Raw genomic sequence first — 14,968 nt, 5'->3', positions numbered from 1 at the left:
GAACCATGCACGACGGGTTGCGCAGGCTGGGGGTGATGGGTGGGACGTTCGATCCCATCCACTACGGCCACCTGGTCGCGGCCAGCGAGGTGGCGCACCAGTTCGCCCTGGACGAGGTCGTGTTCGTGCCCAGCGGGCAGCCCTGGCAGAAGGGCCGCCACGTCTCGGCGGCCGAGGACCGCTACCTGATGACCGTGATCGCCACCGCGTCCAACCCGCGGTTCTCGGTGAGCCGGGTGGACATCGACCGCGCCGGCCCCACCTATACCCGGGACACCTTGCGGGACCTGCACGCGCTCAACCCCGACTCCGAGCTGTATTTCATCACCGGTGCCGATGCGCTCGCGTCGATACTGTCCTGGCAGGGCTGGGAGGAGCTGTTCGACCTGGCGCGGTTTGTGGGGGTCAGCCGGCCCGGATTCGAGCTGCGCAATGACCACATCACCGACGTACTGGGCGAGTTGGAGGAGAACGCATTGACCCTGGTGGAGATTCCGGCGTTGGCGATCTCGTCGACCGACTGTCGCGCGCGTGCCGAACAGCGCCGTCCGCTGTGGTACCTGATGCCTGACGGCGTCGTGCAGTACGTGTCCAAGCGCCGCCTGTACCGTGGCGCCGACGGTCCCGGTGAGAAGAAGGCCGTCGGCCAGTCCACCAGCCTGGCCGCCGGGAACAACGCATGACCGCCAACCCCGAGGCCGTCGAGATGGCGACCGTGGCCGCCGCTGCCGCCGCGAACAAACTGGCCGACGACGTCGTCGTCATCGATGTGTCCGACCAGTTGGTGATCACCGACTGCTTCGTCATCGCCTCGGCGTCCAACGAACGTCAGGTCAACGCGATCGTCGACGAGGTCGAGGAGAAGATGCGGTTGGCCGGTCACAAGCCGGCCCGGCGGGAGGGTACCCGCGAGGGGCGCTGGACGTTGCTGGACTACATCGACATCGTCGTGCACATCCAGCACCAGGACGAGCGAGACTTCTACGCCCTGGACCGGCTGTGGAAGGACTGCCCGGTGCTGCCGATCGAGCTGCCCGATTCCGGCGGAGCGCCGCAATCCGAGGGAGCACAGTGAGGGTGCGTCGGCTGATCCTGCTGCGGCACGGCCAGACCGAGTTCAACGCCGGCAGCCGGATGCAGGGCCAACTGGACACCGTCCTGAGCGATCTCGGCCGGGCGCAGGCCGGGGCGGCGGCCGAGGTGCTGCGCAAACGGCATCCGCTGCTGATCGTCTCGTCGGATCTGTGGCGGGCCTACGACACCGCCACGGTGCTGGCCGAACACAACGGATTGGCGGTCCGGGTGGACACCCGGTTGCGGGAGACCCATCTGGGTGACTGGCAGGGCCTGACCCACGAAGAGGTCGACGCCGCGGCGCCCGGTGCCCGGTTGGCCTGGCGCGACGACGCCCGGTGGGCGCCGCACGGCGGCGAGAGCAGAATCGACGTGGCCGAGCGCAGTGAGCCGCTGGTTGCCGAGCTGATCAGCGGTGAACCCGACTGGGGGAGCACCGAAGACCCCGAGCGGCCGGTGGTGCTGGTCGCCCACGGCGGCCTGATCGCGGCTCTGACCGCCGCACTGCTGCGGTTGCCGGTCGAGAACTGGCCGGTGCTGGGCGGGATGGCCAACGCCAGTTGGACCCAGCTCAGCGGATACTCCGACGACGATGTGCACGATCCCGCCGATGTTCGGTGGCGGCTCGACGTGTGGAACGCTTCAGCGCAGGTGGCCGACTGTGAACTCTAGGTCCTCTGACCCGATGTCCTCGCAACCGCGGCCGAAGCTGCTGATCTTCGCCGACTCGCTGTCCTACTACGGGCCCACCGGCGGGCTGCCGGCCGACGATCCGCGCATCTGGCCGAACATCGTCGGCGAACAACTGGGCTGGGACGTCGAGCTGATCGGCCGGATCGGCTGGACCTGCCGGGACGTGTGGTGGGCGGCCACCCAGGACCCGCGCGCCTGGGCCGCACTGCCGCGCGCCGGGGCCGTCATCATCGCCACCAGCGGGATGGACTCGCTGCCGTCGGTGTGGCCGACCGCGCTGCGCGAGCTGATCCGCTATGTGCGGCCGTCGCGTCTGCGGCGTTGGGTCCGCGACGGCTACGGCTGGCTGCAACCCCGATTCTCACCGATGGCCCGCGCGGCACTGCCGCCGCAGCTGACCGCCAAGTATCTCGAAATGACCAGAGGTGCAATCGATTTCAACCGTCCAGGTATCCCGATCGTGGCCTGCCTGCCGTCGGTGCACATCGCCGACACCTACGGCCGGGCCCATCAGGGCCGGGAGCCGACGGTGCGGGCGATCACCCGGTGGGCTCAGGAGCACGACGTTGCGCTGGTGGACCTGAAGCTGGCGGTGGCCCACGAGGTCATGAACGGCCTGGCCAATCCCGACGGTATCCACTGGAACTTCGAGGCGCATCGGGCGGTCGCCGACCTGATGCTCAAAGCGCTGGCTCGCGCCGTCGACGATGCGGAGCGCAGCGACGCGGAGGAGCGGTGCTGATGGCCCCAGCCGGCGTACCCGGATCCGCCCCATAGACCCGCCATGACCGTCACCGTCATCACGGACTCCTCGGCATGCCTGCCCGCCGAGTTGCGCGCCCGGTGGGGTATTCGCGAAGTGCCCCTGCACATCCTGCTGGGCGACGCAGATCTGCGTGACGGGATCGATGACGTGCCCGCCGACATCTATGCACGAGAGCACGTCAGCACCGCGGGCACCGGCCCCGAGGAGCTGGCCGACGCCTACCGCAGGGGACTGGCCGAGAGCTCCGGCGTTGTGGCAGTGCATATTTCGTCGGCGCTGTCCGGGACGTTCGGCACCGCCGAGCATGCAGCCGCCCGGATCGGCGCCGGAGTGCGGGTAATCGACTCGAAGTCGGCGGGGATGGGCACCGGGTTCGTCGCGCTGGCCGCCGCACGCGCCGCTGCTGACGGCGCCGACCTGGACGGCGTTGTGGCCGCGGCGGATGCGGCCAAACGGCGCAGCTACGCCTACCTGGCGGTGCAGCGGCTGGACAACCTGCGGCGCAGCGGCCGGATCGGCAGCGCGGCGGCCTGGCTGGGCACTGCGCTCTCACTGAAGCCGCTACTTGCCGTGGACGACGGAAAGCTGGTGCTGGCCCAGCGGATTCGCACCTTCAGCAAGGCCGTCGCGGCGATGATCGACCGGGTTTGCGATGTGGTGGGGGACAGGCCCGCGGCACTGGCCGTGCATCATGTCGCCAATCCGCAAGGCGCCCAGGATGTGGCCGGTGCGCTGGCCGAGCGGCTGCCGGCCTGTGCGCCGGCGCTCATCACCGATATGTGCTCGACGCTGGCGGTGCACGTCGGGGCCGGCGCGGTCGCGGTGTGCGTGGACGTCGATCCCGCTTAGACGCCGGCGGGCTCCTCGTGCGGGGTGTGCGCGGCGATGCCCCGGATGTTCTTGTTGGGTCCCCACGGCCGGACCACCTGCGGCCACCAGAACCACTTGCCCAGCAGCACCGCGATCGAGGGCATGAAGAACGCCCGCACCACGAAGGTGTCCAACAGCAGTCCGATGGCCACGGTCGTGCCGTACATCCCGATCGCCTTGAGATCACTGAAGAACATGATGCCCATGGTGGCGGCGAACACCATGCCCGCCGAGGTCACCACACCGCCGCTGCCGGCCATCGCCCGGATGTAGCCGGTCTTGAGCCCGGCGTGAATCTCCTCTTCGAACCGCGAGACCAGCAGCAGGTTGTAGTCCGAGCCCACCGCGAGCAGCACGATCACCGCCAGCACCAGGGTCACCCAGTAGATGTGCTGGCCGAAGATGTGCTGCCAGATCAACACCGAGATTCCGAACGACGCGGCGATCGAACTGGACGCGGTACCGAGGATCACCACCGCGGCGACCAGACTGCGGGTGATCATCATCATGATCAGGAAGATCAACGTCAGCGACGCCACCACGGCGATCATCAGGTCGTACTTGGCGCCGTCGCTCATGTCCTTGTACAGCGCGGCCATGCCGCCGATGTACACCTTGGCGTCCGACAGTGACGACTGCTTGAGGGCCTCCTGGGCCGCAATGCGCTCCGGCTCCACCCGGGCGATGCCCTCCGCGGTGGCCGGGTAGGTCTGGTGGGTGACGAAAAAGCGCGCCGACTTTCCGTCCGGTGACATGAACTGTCGCAGGCCGATCTGAAAGTCCTTGTTGTCGAACGCCTCTGCGGGCAGGTAGAAGAAGTCGTCGTTTTTGGAGTCGTCGAAACTCTGACCCATCATGATCTGGGTGTTGCTCAGTGACTCCATCTGGTTGACGAACGCGTCGAAGGTGGAATGCACGGTAAGCACCAGCCCGCGCATGATCTTCATGGTGTCGACCACCGCCGGCAGCAACTCCACCGCCTGCGGCAGCAGGTGGGCCGTCTTGGTGATGTCGTCGGACAGATGATGCAGTTGCTCGGTCATCTGGTCCATGCCGTCGGTGGTGTCGAAGGTGGCCCGCATCGCTGCGCACATCGGGATGTCGAAACAGTGCGGTTCCCAGTAGAAGTAGCTCCGCAGGGGCCGGAACTGGTCGTCGAAGTCGGCGATGTGGTCGCGGATCTGATCGGAGATCTCCACGGTGCGCTGGGTGACCTCGGCGGTGTCGTCGAACGTCCGATCGACCTCCTGCAGGTAGCCGTACATCTGGATCAGCAGCGAGATGTCCTTGTCGAGCTGCTCGGAGATCGTGTCGATGTCCTTGATGCGGTCCTTGAGCGACTTCATGTTCTGGATCATCAACTGGTTGGACGCACTGAGTTGGAACGGTATCGAGCTGTGCTGCAGCGGAATTCCCAACGGCCGGGTGATGTCCTGGATCATCCCGATGCCGACCACCCGCATGATGTTCTTGGCCACCCGATCCAGGACGAGCATGTCGGCCGGGTTACGCATGTCATGGTCGGACGTCACCATGGTGATGTCGGGGGCCATCCGTGCCGACGGGAAATGTTGCTCCGCAGCGGCGTAGCTGACGTTGACCGGGGTGTCCTTGGGCAGATACTTCCGGTCGTCATAGCCCGGCTTGAATCCCGGCAGGGCGACCAGGCCCACCATGATCACCGCCAGGCTGGCCACCATGATCGGCGCGGGCCAGCGCACCACGGCGATCCCCGCGCGTCGCCAGAAGCCACCCGGCCCGGTCTCTTTCGCGTCGAGCAGGCCGAAGCTGGTGACCACCACCAGCATTGCCGGCCCCAGCGTGAGGGCGGCGGCGACCACCACGAGCATGCCCACCGACACCGGGATGCCCATGGTGTGGAAGTAGGGCAGCCGGGTGAAGTACAGCATCGCCGACGCCCCGGCGATGGTCAGCCCCGACCCGAGCACCACGGGGGTGACGCTGCGCACGGTGATGTAGTAGGCGTCGACGCGTTCGGCACCGGCCAGCCGGGCCTCGCGGTAGCGGCCGATCAGGAAGATGCCGTAGTCGGTGCCGGCGGCGATTGCGAGCATCACCATGATGTTGACCGCGAACGTGGTCAGGCCCATGAAGTCGTGAAAACCGAGGAATGCCACCACGCCGCGGGCACACATGAGTTCCAGCAGGGTCAGAAACAGCTGCGTGAGCATCGCCGCGATCGACCGGAAGACGATCAGCAGCATGATGGCGATCGCGCCGATGGTGAACAGGGTGATCTTCACCAGGCTGGCATCGCCGATCTCGCGCAGGTCGGCGGTCAGCGCCGCGGGCCCGGCCACATAGGCCTGCACCCCGGGCGGCGCCGCGGTGTCGTCGATGGCCTTGCGCACCGCGACGACCGAGTCGTTGGCCTCGGTCATGCCCTGGTTGCCGACCAGGTTCAGCATGATGTAGGCGGCCTTGGCGTCCGGGCTCTGCACACCCGCCGCGGTCAGCCGGTCATGCCAGAAGTCTTGGGCGTGCTCGACGTGGTCCTTGTCGGCCACCAACTTCGCCACGATCTCGTCGTAGTAGTGGTGGGCGGGTTCGCCGAGTTCCTCCTGGCCGACGACCACGACCATCACGGTGCTGTTGGACTTGTATTCCTGGAAGTTCTCGCCGACCAGCTGACTGGCCACCATCGACGGCGCATCCATCGGCGCCAGTGGTGCGGAGTGTTCTTCGGAGATCACTTCCAGCTGGGGGACAAGGACATTCACCAGGACGGTGAGCACGATCCAGGCGATGATGATCGGCACCGCGAAGATCCGCAGCATGTGCGCGAAGAACGGCCGCTTGATCATCCGGACTTGACCAGACAGAAGGTCTGGGCGTTGAAGCCGCTGGCGCGCCGCTCGTCGAGCAACCGGTCATCGATCTTGATCCGGCAGCCGATCTCACCGGAGTTGCCCTGCACGATCATGTTGGCCTGAACGGCGGGCAGCACCGTGACGACGGTGAAACTCCACGGCAGCGCCACACCGCTGAGCTGGTGGACGTTGGCCTCGGCATCCCAATAGTTGATGTCGGCCGTGGTGCCGGGCGGCCCGAACGCCTCGTAGGCCACCGACTTCGGATTGAACTGCACGATGTCGATGCCGGCACCGGCGTTGGGATTGAGATCCTGGGAGGCGAACACCTTGTGCAGTCTCATGACGATCACACTCGAAATACAGATGACCACAATGAAGACCAGTGGAATCCAGTGCCTTTTGAGTACGCCGACAGGGGAGACCCTCCTCATCTCACCGCCTTCACGCTGGTCGATAACGCGGTCGAACGTCGCCTCAGGCAGCATAACCTTCGCTTACCTAACCAATGCAAGTGCTGCGCCTGGCTCGCCGAACTGACCTGGGGGTGCCCGCAGCGCGGCACGGCTGCGGGCGTTTCAGTAGCATGGCCGCTGATGCACGATCTGGTGAATGGCGTCCGTTTCGGCGCGGTGGTCATCGTGGCAACGCTGGCACTGGCCGGCTGCAGCGGTGCTGGAAGATCCGACCCGACGTCGGCGCAGACATCGCCGTCGTCGGCCTGGTCGCGCCCGGATGCGCCCCCGGACCCGCGCACCCTGCTGCGCGCAGGTGACCTCGCCGTCGCGCAGGTCCCCGACAGCGTGCTGATCTTCATTGAGAGCCAGACCAACGACGCGGGCACCTGGAAGGCGCGGGTGGTCACCCCCGACGGCGTCGAACACCAACTCGAGATCGGCTCCGACGCGATCGCGGTGTTGGTCGGTCCGACGGCCACCGACGACGGTGACGGCGACAGGGCCAAACGCCGGGCCAATGTCGACGGCGCGCACCTGGACTACCGGGCCGCGGTCGCCAAGGTGCTCGCAGCGCTGCCCAACGGGTCTATCACCGAGCTCAGCCTGCTCGACATGAATGGCACCGTGGTGTGGGACGCCGATGTGTGGGACACCGACCTGGTCGAACACGACGTCGTCGTCGACGCGGCATCGGGTGCGGTCACCGCCAACCGGCAGGTCTAGCCGCTCAGCTCAGCTTGTGCCTGCGCGGCCGGTGATCGGCGGCAGGTCGGCGAGAGTGACGATGCCCGGTGCGGCCGCGACCACCGTCGGCACCGCATTGGTCACCGGCATCCCGGTGTAGATGGAGCCCAGGCCGTTGAAGTTCGGTTCGTTCCAGTCCTTGGGCGGCAGGCAGTTGATCACGGTGCGCATGTTGGGCACCCCGAAGACCTGGATCACGTGGCCGTGCGCAACCGGCTTGGGTGGTGTGACGTGGCTGCCCATGATCCAGTTGAAGCCGACGCTGACCACATTGTGCTCACCCACCCAGCCGCGGTGGTAGCCGAACACGCTGCCCACTGTGCCGGCCGGGATCTTCATGAAGCCCAGGTCGGAATCGGCGGTGGCGGCGGTGAACTGGACGTCGAAGGTGATCCGATCCAGCTTCGCGCCGATCGCGTCGGCCATCATCGCCGCGGACTCGGCGAACACCTCGCTCTCGCGGCGGACGCTCTCGGCCATCCCCGGGGTGTCGGGATCCTGGGCGAATCCCATTGCCTCCATGGTGGGCGCGGACTCATACGTCGAGCAGTCCACCGATTCGGTGATCCGGATCTCGTCGACCCGCTCGCACGCCCCGGACAGCACCATGCCGACCATGTTGGTCAGCCCCGGGTGCGCGCCACTGCCGAATATCGTGGAATTGCCGGTCCGGCAGGCGTCTTCGATGCGCTGGAGGTCGGCCGGACTCTGTTTGCCGCCGGTGATCCAGGCCGCGGTGGAACACACGTTGACGCCGGCCTCCAGCAGTCGCACCAACTCGTCGATGCTCGGCCACAGCGGGTTGTAGCAACAGGCGTCCGGCCGCAGCGCGATCAGCGCGTCGATGTCGTCGGTGGCGGTGATCCCGGTCGGTTCCGGCCAGCCGGCCAGCTCGGCGGCGTCCACCCCGACCTTGTCATGGGCGTGGGCGTAGACACCCACCAGCTCCATGTCGGGACGACCGATGATGGCGTGCAGCGAGCGTTGCCCGATGTTGCCGGTGGTCCACTGGATGACGCGAAGCGGGCGATCGGTCACAGCTTGACCAAGTCGTAGCTGCCCAGGTTGTTCATCAGCACGTGCAGCTGGTCCTGCGACGAGCCCAGGGTGTGCTCGATCGCGGTGAGCCGGGCCGCGTAGTGACCGACGGGGTACTCCCAGGTCACTCCGATGCCGCCGTGCAACTGGATGGCCTCCTGGGCGATGTGCCGCCCGGACCGGCCGATCTGCAGCTTGGCGCGGGCAGCGACCAGCGGGTCGAGGTTGTCGTCGGCGATAGACATGGCCGCGTACATGCTCATGCTGCGCGCCAGCTCCATCGACACGTACATGTCGGCGGCGCGCTGGGTCAGGGTCTGGAAGGTGTTGAGGGTGACCCCGAACTGCTTGCGGGTCTTGAGGTAATCGGTGGTCAGCCGCAACGCCTCCTCCATCGCGCCGACCGCCTCGGCACACACCGCCGAGGAGATCCGGATGATCGCGCGCTCGATGGTGGCGGTGGCATCGGTGGCCTCACCCAACGGCGTGCCGGGGGTGTCGGCGAAGTCGATCTGCGCACCGCGCTGGCCGTCATAGGTCCGGTACGGCCGGCGCGACAGTCCGGCGGCCTGCCCGTCGACCAGGAACAGCCCGGTTCCGCCGTCGGGCAGCGCGGCGCTGACCACCAGCGTGTCGGCCCGGTCCCCGGTCAGCACCGGGTTCTTGCAGCCGTTCAGCGACCATGAATCGCCTTGCCGCACCGCGGTGGTGGTCACCTTCGCGGATGCGCCACGCTGACCCGGCTCGGTGTGGGCGAAGGCCAGGATCTGCTCGCCCTCGGCGACGGCGTCGAGCAGTGCGCGCTGCTGCTCATCGCCGCGCTCGGCGATCAGCGCACCGGGTCCCAGTGCGCCGTGCACCACGGGCTCCGGCGCCAGTCGCCGGCCGAACTCGGTGAGTACCACCATGATCTCCAGCGGACCGGACTCTTCGGGGTCGAAACCCAGGCCGAGGATCCCGGTCTCCGCCAACTGTTTCCACAACTCGGGGTTGAACCCGGGCTCGGTCTCGATGACGGCGTTGCGGGTCTCGGTGTCATAGCCCGCCAAGATCGAACGGGTGGTGTCGCGAAGCAGAACCTGCTCGTCGCTGAATTGAAAGTCCATGGCCGTCATACCTCCTAAAGGCCGAGAATGGTCGACGCGATGATGGTGCGCTGAATCTCGTTGCTGCCGCCGTAGATCGACGTCTTGCGGTAGTTCAGGTACGTCGGTACCGCATCCTGTGCCCACACCGGCGACGCGATGCCGTCGCCGGCCTCGAACGGCAGACCGTCGGGCCCGGCCAACTCCACGAACAGCTCGGTCGCGGTCTGCTGCAGCTGGCTGCCCCGCAGCTTGAGCACCGACGAAGCCGGGCTCGGCTTACCGTCGGCGGAGTCGCTCGACACCCGCATCTGGGTGAGTTCCAGTGCCAGCAGGTCGTTCTCGAGTTCGGCGACCCGGGCGGCGAACAGCGGATCATCGAGAGCGCCCAGCGCCTGGGCGCGCTGCTTGAGCTCGGCCAGGCGCACCTTGGTGCGGGTCACCCCTGCGATGCCGGTCCGCTCATTGCCCAGCAGGAACTTCGCGTAGGTCCAGCCGTGGTTCTCCTCGCCGACCAGTTGATCGGCGGGCACCCGCACGTCGGAGAAGAACACCTCGTTGACCTCATAGCCACCGTCGATCAGCTTGATCGGCCGCATCTCGACACCGGGGGTGTTCACCTCGAACAGCAGGAACGAGATGCCGGCCTGCTTCTTGGGTGCCTGCGGGTCGGTGCGCACGAGGCAGAAGATCCAGTCCGCGTGCTGTCCCAGGGTGGTCCAGGTCTTTTGCCCGTTGACGATGTAGCTGTCGCCGTCGCGCACCGCCGTGGTGCGCAGGCCGGCCAGATCTGAGCCCGCGTCCGGCTCGGAAAAGCCTTGACACCACCAGATGTCGAGGTTGGCGGTGGCCGGCAGGAAGCGCTCCTTTGTGGCCTGGGAGCCGAACTCGGCGATCACCGGACCGACCATCTTGGCGTTGAAAGTCAAAGGCTCGGGTACCGACGCCAGTTGCATCTCGTCGAGCCAGATCTGGTGCTGGGCCAGCGTCCAGTCCTTGCCGCCCCACTCGACCGGCCAGTTCGGCACCGCCAGACCGTTCGCGTTGAGGATCTTCTGGGTGGTGACGATGTCGTCGGGGAAGATCGAGTGGCCCAACCGGCCGCGTTCGCGGATTTCGGCGGGGATCTCGGTGGTGAAGAAGGTGCGCATCTCGTCGCGGAACGCAGCTTCCTCCGCGGACAGTGCCAGTCTCACGTCTACCTCCCGGTTGGTTGGTGAACACACGGTTGGTAAGCACCCTAATCGGCACCCCCAGGGTGCTGCGGGGGAGGTCGCGCCATGCGTTTTTGTAGTCTGGAGCTCATGAGACGGTGGGTCGTCGCGCTCTGTGTCTTGGTGATGTGTGTCGCGTCGTGCTCGGCCGAGCCCGCACACAAGGCCGAGCCGCGATCACCGTCGAGCACCCAGCAGCGGCCCGCGGTGAAACCGGCCGCACATCTCGGCCAGACCCTGAACCTGCTGCGGATCGGCGGGCAGCAGATCGCGGTGACGCTGACCGAGATCGTCTCGCCGGCCACCGTCCCCAACGGTTGGGGTGAGGCCGGCAAGTCCTACATCGCGACCAAACTGCGCATCGAGAACACCGGAACGACGACGATCGTGGGCAACAGTCAAAGCGATGTCTCGGTGATCGGTTCCGACGATCAGAGCTATACGGCCGATTTCGCGACGGTGACCGAGTGCTCGGACTTCACCGACGGGTGGTTCCTGATCGCCGCCGGATCGTCGAAAGCCGGGTGCGTGGTGTTCGCGCTGCCCACCGGCGTCACCGTCGCCAAGGTCCGCTATTCACCATCGTCGGGGATATCCCAGGACATCGGGGAGTGGCTGAACCCATGATGGCGGCGACCCGCCACGCCCGGCTCCGTCGCGCTTGCGATCGCCGCTACCCCTGACCGGTCTGTCCACAACCCGGCGGCTGTCCACAGACCGGGCCGCAAAGCCGTTGATCGCGAGCCCTCCCGACGGTGCCGACGCCTACCGTCGGCGCTATGTCACCTGAAGCACCCGGCGAGCGGTTGCAGCGTCGCCTCGGTCTGTTGCCGGACTCCGGTGCCGGAGCCGAGGCCGCCGACGCCGATGACGAGACCGACCCCGACCAATCGCTGCCCGGCTGGCTGCCGGATCCGGCGGCCGAGCCCGGCTGGCTGGCCAAGGTGCGCGCTGACCCCGGTCGGGCCGGGGCGATCGCCCTGGCGGTGATCGCCGCGCTGGCCGTACTCGTCACGGTGTTCACCGTGGTGCGTGACCGGCCCGCACCAGTGGTGAGCGCCAAACTTCCTGAGGTGGAGATGGTTTCGACCGCCAGCCCGCAGACCGCCGAACCCTCCTCCGCGGCGTCGGAAGCCGTGGTGGTCAGCGTGGTCGGGCTGGTGCACAATCCCGGCCTGGCGACGCTGGCGCCCGGCTCGCGGATCGCCGACGCACTGACCGCCGCCGGTGGGGCCCTCGACGGCGCCGACACGATCGGCCTGAACCTGGCCCGTCCGCTCATCGACGGCGAGCAGATCGTGGTCGGTCTGCAGCCTCCGCCGGGGCGGCCGGTGCTGGGTAGTTCGGTCGGACCGGGCAGACCCGCACCGGAGGCGCCCCGGACCAGCACCACCGTGCCGCCTGCACCGCATGGATCTGCTGGACCGGGCGGACCCGGACCCCTGGACCTCAACACCGCGAGCGTCGATCAGCTCGACACGCTGCCCGGGGTGGGGCCGGTGACCGCGGCCGCCATCGTGGCCTGGCGCACCGCGCACGGCAAGTTCGCCACCGTCGACCAGCTCGGCGACGTCGACGGTATCGGCCCGGCGCGCCTGGAGAAGCTGCGTGCGCTGGTCCGCGTGTGAGCGGTGACTCCCCAGGCGGGCGCCCCGGAGGCGCTGCGCCTGGATGTCCGGCTGGTGCCGGCCGCGCTGGTCGGCTGGGGCGTCACCGCGGCTGGTATCCGATGGCAGATCGGTGCTGCACTGGCGGTGGTCTGCGCCCTGCTCGCGGTCGGAGCGGTGGTGCTGTGCTGCTATGCCGGACGTGCCCGGCGAACCGGCTGGCGGCTGGCCGGGGCGACCCTGGCCGCCGCGTCGGTGGTGGGCGCGGGATTCGGCTGGGCGGTTGCGCTGCGCACCGACGCGGTACAGGCCCACCCGATCACCGCGGTGTTCGGCGGCACCGCGACCGTGACGGTCACTCCGAGTGAGAGTCCGCTGTCCGCCGGCACCCGGCGGGTGATGTTCCGGGCCACCCTGCAACGCCTCGACGGTGCCGACTCCTCGGGCCGGGTGGTGGTCTTCTCGTCCGGCATGAACGCCGCCGAGGTGATGGTCGGCCGGCCGATGACCTTTCGCGCCAAGGTCGCCCGCCCGTCCCGGCGCGACCTGACAGTGGCGGCCCTGACGGTTCAGGGACGGCCGCGGCTGGGCGAGCCCGGTGTAATCGCGCGGGCGGCTCACCGGGTCCGGGCCCGGTTCGCTGCCGCGGCCGGGCAGGTGTTGCCCGACGAGCAGGCCAGGATGCTGCCCGCCCTGGTCCTCGGTGACACCGCGGCCATCTCCGAGGCGACCGGACGGGAGTTTCGGGCCGCAGGCCTCACCCACCTGATGGCCGTCTCCGGAGCGAACGTGACGATCGTCTGCGGGGCGGTGCTGTTCTCGGCGCGACTGGTCGGGCCGCGGGCCGCCGCCGGGCTGGCCGGCATCGCCCTGGTGGCGTTCGTGATCGTCGTGCAGCCGACAGCCAGCGTGCTGCGAGCCGCGGCGATGGGGGCAATAGCACTGCTGGGCGTGGTTTCGGCTCGGCAACGACAGGCCATCCCGAGCCTGGCCGCGAGCGTGCTGATACTGCTGGCGCTGGCCCCGCAGTTGGCCATCGACGTCGGGTTCGCGCTGTCGGTGGCCGCCACCGCTGCCCTGGTGCTGATCGCGCCGGTGTGGGCGGCCCGGCTGGTGGCTCGCGGCTGGCCCAAACCCCTGGCCGTGGCTGTGAGTGTGGCGTGGTCGGCGAACCTGGTGACCGCACCGCTGATCGCCGCCATCTCCGGCCGGCTCAGCCTCATCAGCACGCTCGCCAACCTGGCGGTGGCCGTCCTGGTCGCCCCGATCACGGTGCTGGGCAGCGCGGCGGCGGTGCTGTGCGGGTACTGGCCCACGGCCGCTCAACTGTTGATGCGTTTCACCGGCCCCGAGCTGTGGTGGGTGTGTCGGGTGGCGCACTGGACCGGCGGTGTTCCGGCGGCGACGGTACCGGTACCCGCGGGGATCGCCGGGGTGGTCGGCGTCGGCGCCGCGGCGGTGCTGGTGGTGATCTGCTGGCGCTGGCGATGGGGCCGCTGGGTGCTGGCCGCGCTGGCGTTGGGCGTGCTGGCGTTCTCGGTCTCGCAGATGTTGACCGGCTGGTCGGGCGTCGGCATTGCGTGACACGATTGCCGGGTGAGCCAACCGGTTTCGCCGCTGCATCTGATCCTCGGTGATGAGGAGCTGCTCGTCGAACGTGCCGTCTCGCAGGTGACAGCCGCCGTGCGGGCACAGGCCGGCAGCACCGACGTCCCGGTGGACCGGATGCGCGCCGGAGAGGTCGAGGCCGGTGAACTGGCCGAGCTGCTGAGCCCGTCGCTGTTCGCCGATGAACGGGTGGTGGTGCTCGAGGCCGCGGGCGAAGCCGGTAAGGAAGCGGTGGCGCTCATCGCCGCGACGGCCGCCGACGTTCCGCTCGGAACCGTGCTGGTGGTCGTGCATTCCGGTGCGGGGCGGGCCAAGGCCCTGGCCGGGCAACTGCGCGACCTCGGCGCCGAGGTGCACACCTGCGCGAAGATCACCAAGGCCACCGAACGCGCCGACTTCGTCCGCGCCGAGTTCCGCCGGCTCAAGGTCCGCGTCGACGACGCATGTGTCACCGCACTGCTGGACGCTGTCGGTTCCGACATCCGCGAACTGGCCGCGGCCTGTTCACAGCTGGTCGCCGACACCGGAGGCCACGTCGACGCCATCGCGGTGCGCCGTTACCACAGCGGCAAGGCCGAGGTGACGGGCTTCGACGTCGCAGATAAGGCCGTTGTGGGCGACGTCGCCGGCGCCATCGAAGCGCTGCGCTGGGCCAGGCTGCGTGGCGGACCGCACGTGGTGCTGGCCGACGCGCTGGCCGAAGCGATTCACACCATTGCCCGGGTGCGCGGCAAGGCCGGCGACCCCTATCGGCTGGCCGGTGAACTGGGTATGCCGCCGTGGCGGGTGCAGAAGGCGCAGAAACAGGCCCGGCTGTGGCCGCAGGCGTCGGTGGCGGCGGCGGTGCGGCTGGTAGCCGCCCTCAACGCCGACGTCAAAGGCGCCGCCGTCGACGCCGACTACGCACTCGAAGCCGCGGTTCGCCGGGTCGCCGAGCTGGCTGACAACTAACCCCCGACAACACAAAAGCCCCCGTTCGC

The 14,968-nt window shown here is 68.2% G+C and carries 15 protein-coding genes; 10 read left to right on the top strand and 5 right to left on the bottom strand.

Annotated elements, in window-relative coordinates:
* The first annotated feature begins 5 nt into the window (after positions 1-5).
* Genes nadD through K6T84_RS02535 form a run of 5 tightly spaced genes read left to right on the top strand, consistent with a single transcriptional unit; the run spans position 6 to position 3,382 of the window.
* On the top strand, positions 6-683 hold the full coding sequence (gene nadD, locus K6T84_RS02555) for a nicotinate-nucleotide adenylyltransferase (RefSeq protein WP_224865195.1): 678 nt from the start codon (positions 6-8) through the stop codon (positions 681-683).
* Positions 680-1,075, top strand: coding sequence for a ribosome silencing factor (gene rsfS / locus K6T84_RS02550; RefSeq protein WP_224865196.1), 396 nt, complete (start codon positions 680-682; stop codon positions 1,073-1,075). The genes nadD and rsfS overlap by 4 nt, the downstream gene beginning before the upstream one ends.
* Positions 1,072-1,746 carry a glucosyl-3-phosphoglycerate phosphatase gene (gpgP, locus tag K6T84_RS02545; protein ID WP_224865197.1) on the top strand — a complete coding sequence of 225 codons (675 nt, stop codon included), beginning with the start codon at positions 1,072-1,074 and terminating at the stop codon, positions 1,744-1,746. Before rsfS ends, gpgP begins: the two co-directional genes overlap by 4 nt.
* 13 nt (positions 1,747-1,759) lie before the next feature.
* The gene (octT, locus tag K6T84_RS02540) at positions 1,760-2,509 is read left to right on the top strand and encodes a diglucosylglycerate octanoyltransferase (protein WP_225401757.1); all 750 of its coding nucleotides are present in this window, start codon (positions 1,760-1,762) and stop codon (positions 2,507-2,509) included.
* Positions 2,510-2,551: 42 nt separating this feature from the next.
* The gene (locus K6T84_RS02535; protein WP_224865199.1) at positions 2,552-3,382 is read left to right on the top strand and encodes a DegV family protein; all 831 of its coding nucleotides are present in this window, start codon (positions 2,552-2,554) and stop codon (positions 3,380-3,382) included.
* On the opposite strand, the gene K6T84_RS02530 is transcribed toward K6T84_RS02535, so the two are convergent.
* Together K6T84_RS02530 and K6T84_RS02525 are read right to left on the bottom strand one after the other, a co-directional pair.
* Positions 3,379-6,228, bottom strand: coding sequence for an MMPL/RND family transporter (locus K6T84_RS02530; protein WP_224865200.1), 2,850 nt, complete (start codon positions 6,226-6,228; stop codon positions 3,379-3,381). The two genes, K6T84_RS02535 and K6T84_RS02530, sit on opposite strands and share 4 nt — an antisense overlap.
* Entirely contained in the window at positions 6,225-6,668 is a 444-nt protein-coding gene (locus tag K6T84_RS02525) for an MmpS family transport accessory protein (RefSeq protein ID WP_224865201.1), read from the bottom strand. Before K6T84_RS02525 ends, K6T84_RS02530 begins: the two co-directional genes overlap by 4 nt.
* Positions 6,669-6,830: 162 nt before the next feature.
* Here K6T84_RS02525 and K6T84_RS02520 point away from each other — a divergent pair, with 162 nt between their 5' ends.
* Positions 6,831-7,415, top strand: a complete 585-nt coding sequence (locus K6T84_RS02520) for a PepSY domain-containing protein (protein ID WP_225401758.1) — start codon at positions 6,831-6,833, stop codon at positions 7,413-7,415.
* 9 nt (positions 7,416-7,424) lie between these two features.
* On the opposite strand, the gene K6T84_RS02515 is transcribed toward K6T84_RS02520, so the two are convergent.
* Genes K6T84_RS02515 through K6T84_RS02505 form a run of 3 tightly spaced genes read right to left on the bottom strand, consistent with a single transcriptional unit; the run spans position 7,425 to position 10,755 of the window.
* The gene (locus K6T84_RS02515; protein ID WP_224865203.1) at positions 7,425-8,474 is read right to left on the bottom strand and encodes an NAD(P)H-dependent amine dehydrogenase family protein; all 1,050 of its coding nucleotides are present in this window, start codon (positions 8,472-8,474) and stop codon (positions 7,425-7,427) included.
* Entirely contained in the window at positions 8,471-9,580 is a 1,110-nt protein-coding gene (locus K6T84_RS02510; RefSeq protein WP_224865204.1) for an acyl-CoA dehydrogenase family protein, read from the bottom strand. Before K6T84_RS02510 ends, K6T84_RS02515 begins: the two co-directional genes overlap by 4 nt.
* Positions 9,581-9,594: 14 nt before the next feature.
* A complete protein-coding gene (locus tag K6T84_RS02505; protein ID WP_225401759.1) occupies positions 9,595-10,755 on the bottom strand; it encodes an acyl-CoA dehydrogenase family protein in 1,161 nt (386 codons plus the stop codon).
* A 108-nt stretch (positions 10,756-10,863) separates the two neighbouring features.
* Here K6T84_RS02505 and K6T84_RS02500 point away from each other — a divergent pair, with 108 nt between their 5' ends.
* The 4 genes from K6T84_RS02500 to holA all read left to right on the top strand — a co-directional run bounded on the left by K6T84_RS02500 (position 10,864) and on the right by holA (position 14,939).
* Positions 10,864-11,400, top strand: coding sequence for a DUF4352 domain-containing protein (locus K6T84_RS02500; RefSeq protein WP_224865206.1), 537 nt, complete (start codon positions 10,864-10,866; stop codon positions 11,398-11,400).
* Between the two features lie 152 nt (positions 11,401-11,552).
* The gene (locus tag K6T84_RS02495; protein WP_225401760.1) at positions 11,553-12,401 is read left to right on the top strand and encodes a ComEA family DNA-binding protein; all 849 of its coding nucleotides are present in this window, start codon (positions 11,553-11,555) and stop codon (positions 12,399-12,401) included.
* Between the two features lie 3 nt (positions 12,402-12,404).
* The gene (locus tag K6T84_RS02490; protein WP_225401761.1) at positions 12,405-13,964 is read left to right on the top strand and encodes a ComEC/Rec2 family competence protein; all 1,560 of its coding nucleotides are present in this window, start codon (positions 12,405-12,407) and stop codon (positions 13,962-13,964) included.
* Positions 13,965-13,976: 12 nt separating this feature from the next.
* Positions 13,977-14,939 carry a DNA polymerase III subunit delta gene (gene holA / locus K6T84_RS02485; protein WP_225401762.1) on the top strand — a complete coding sequence of 321 codons (963 nt, stop codon included), beginning with the start codon at positions 13,977-13,979 and terminating at the stop codon, positions 14,937-14,939.
* Positions 14,940-14,968 lie beyond the last annotated feature (29 nt).

Source organism: Mycobacterium zoologicum (genome assembly GCF_020181635.2).
GTDB classification, from domain to species: Bacteria; Actinomycetota; Actinomycetes; order Mycobacteriales; family Mycobacteriaceae; genus Mycobacterium; species Mycobacterium zoologicum.
Note: the sequence above shows the minus strand (reverse complement) of the source record. Positions and strands in the feature narration are given on the sequence as shown.

What these genes read in the sequence shown, in the direction of transcription:
- K6T84_RS02510 (WP_224865204.1), bottom strand. Translation starts at nt 9,580, where the DNA reads ATGGACTTTCAATTCAGCGACGAGCAGGTTCTGCTTCGCGACACCACC.
- K6T84_RS02535 (WP_224865199.1), top strand. Translation starts at nt 2,552, where the DNA reads ATGACCGTCACCGTCATCACGGACTCCTCGGCATGCCTGCCCGCCGAG.
- nadD (WP_224865195.1), top strand. Translation starts at nt 6, where the DNA reads ATGCACGACGGGTTGCGCAGGCTGGGGGTGATGGGTGGGACGTTCGAT.
- K6T84_RS02525 (WP_224865201.1), bottom strand. Translation starts at nt 6,668, where the DNA reads ATGAGGAGGGTCTCCCCTGTCGGCGTACTCAAAAGGCACTGGATTCCA.
- K6T84_RS02500 (WP_224865206.1), top strand. Translation starts at nt 10,864, where the DNA reads ATGAGACGGTGGGTCGTCGCGCTCTGTGTCTTGGTGATGTGTGTCGCG.
- octT (WP_225401757.1), top strand. Translation starts at nt 1,760, where the DNA reads ATGTCCTCGCAACCGCGGCCGAAGCTGCTGATCTTCGCCGACTCGCTG.
- K6T84_RS02530 (WP_224865200.1), bottom strand. Translation starts at nt 6,228, where the DNA reads ATGATCAAGCGGCCGTTCTTCGCGCACATGCTGCGGATCTTCGCGGTG.
- rsfS (WP_224865196.1), top strand. Translation starts at nt 680, where the DNA reads ATGACCGCCAACCCCGAGGCCGTCGAGATGGCGACCGTGGCCGCCGCT.
- K6T84_RS02520 (WP_225401758.1), top strand. Translation starts at nt 6,831, where the DNA reads ATGCACGATCTGGTGAATGGCGTCCGTTTCGGCGCGGTGGTCATCGTG.
- K6T84_RS02495 (WP_225401760.1), top strand. Translation starts at nt 11,553, where the DNA reads ATGTCACCTGAAGCACCCGGCGAGCGGTTGCAGCGTCGCCTCGGTCTG.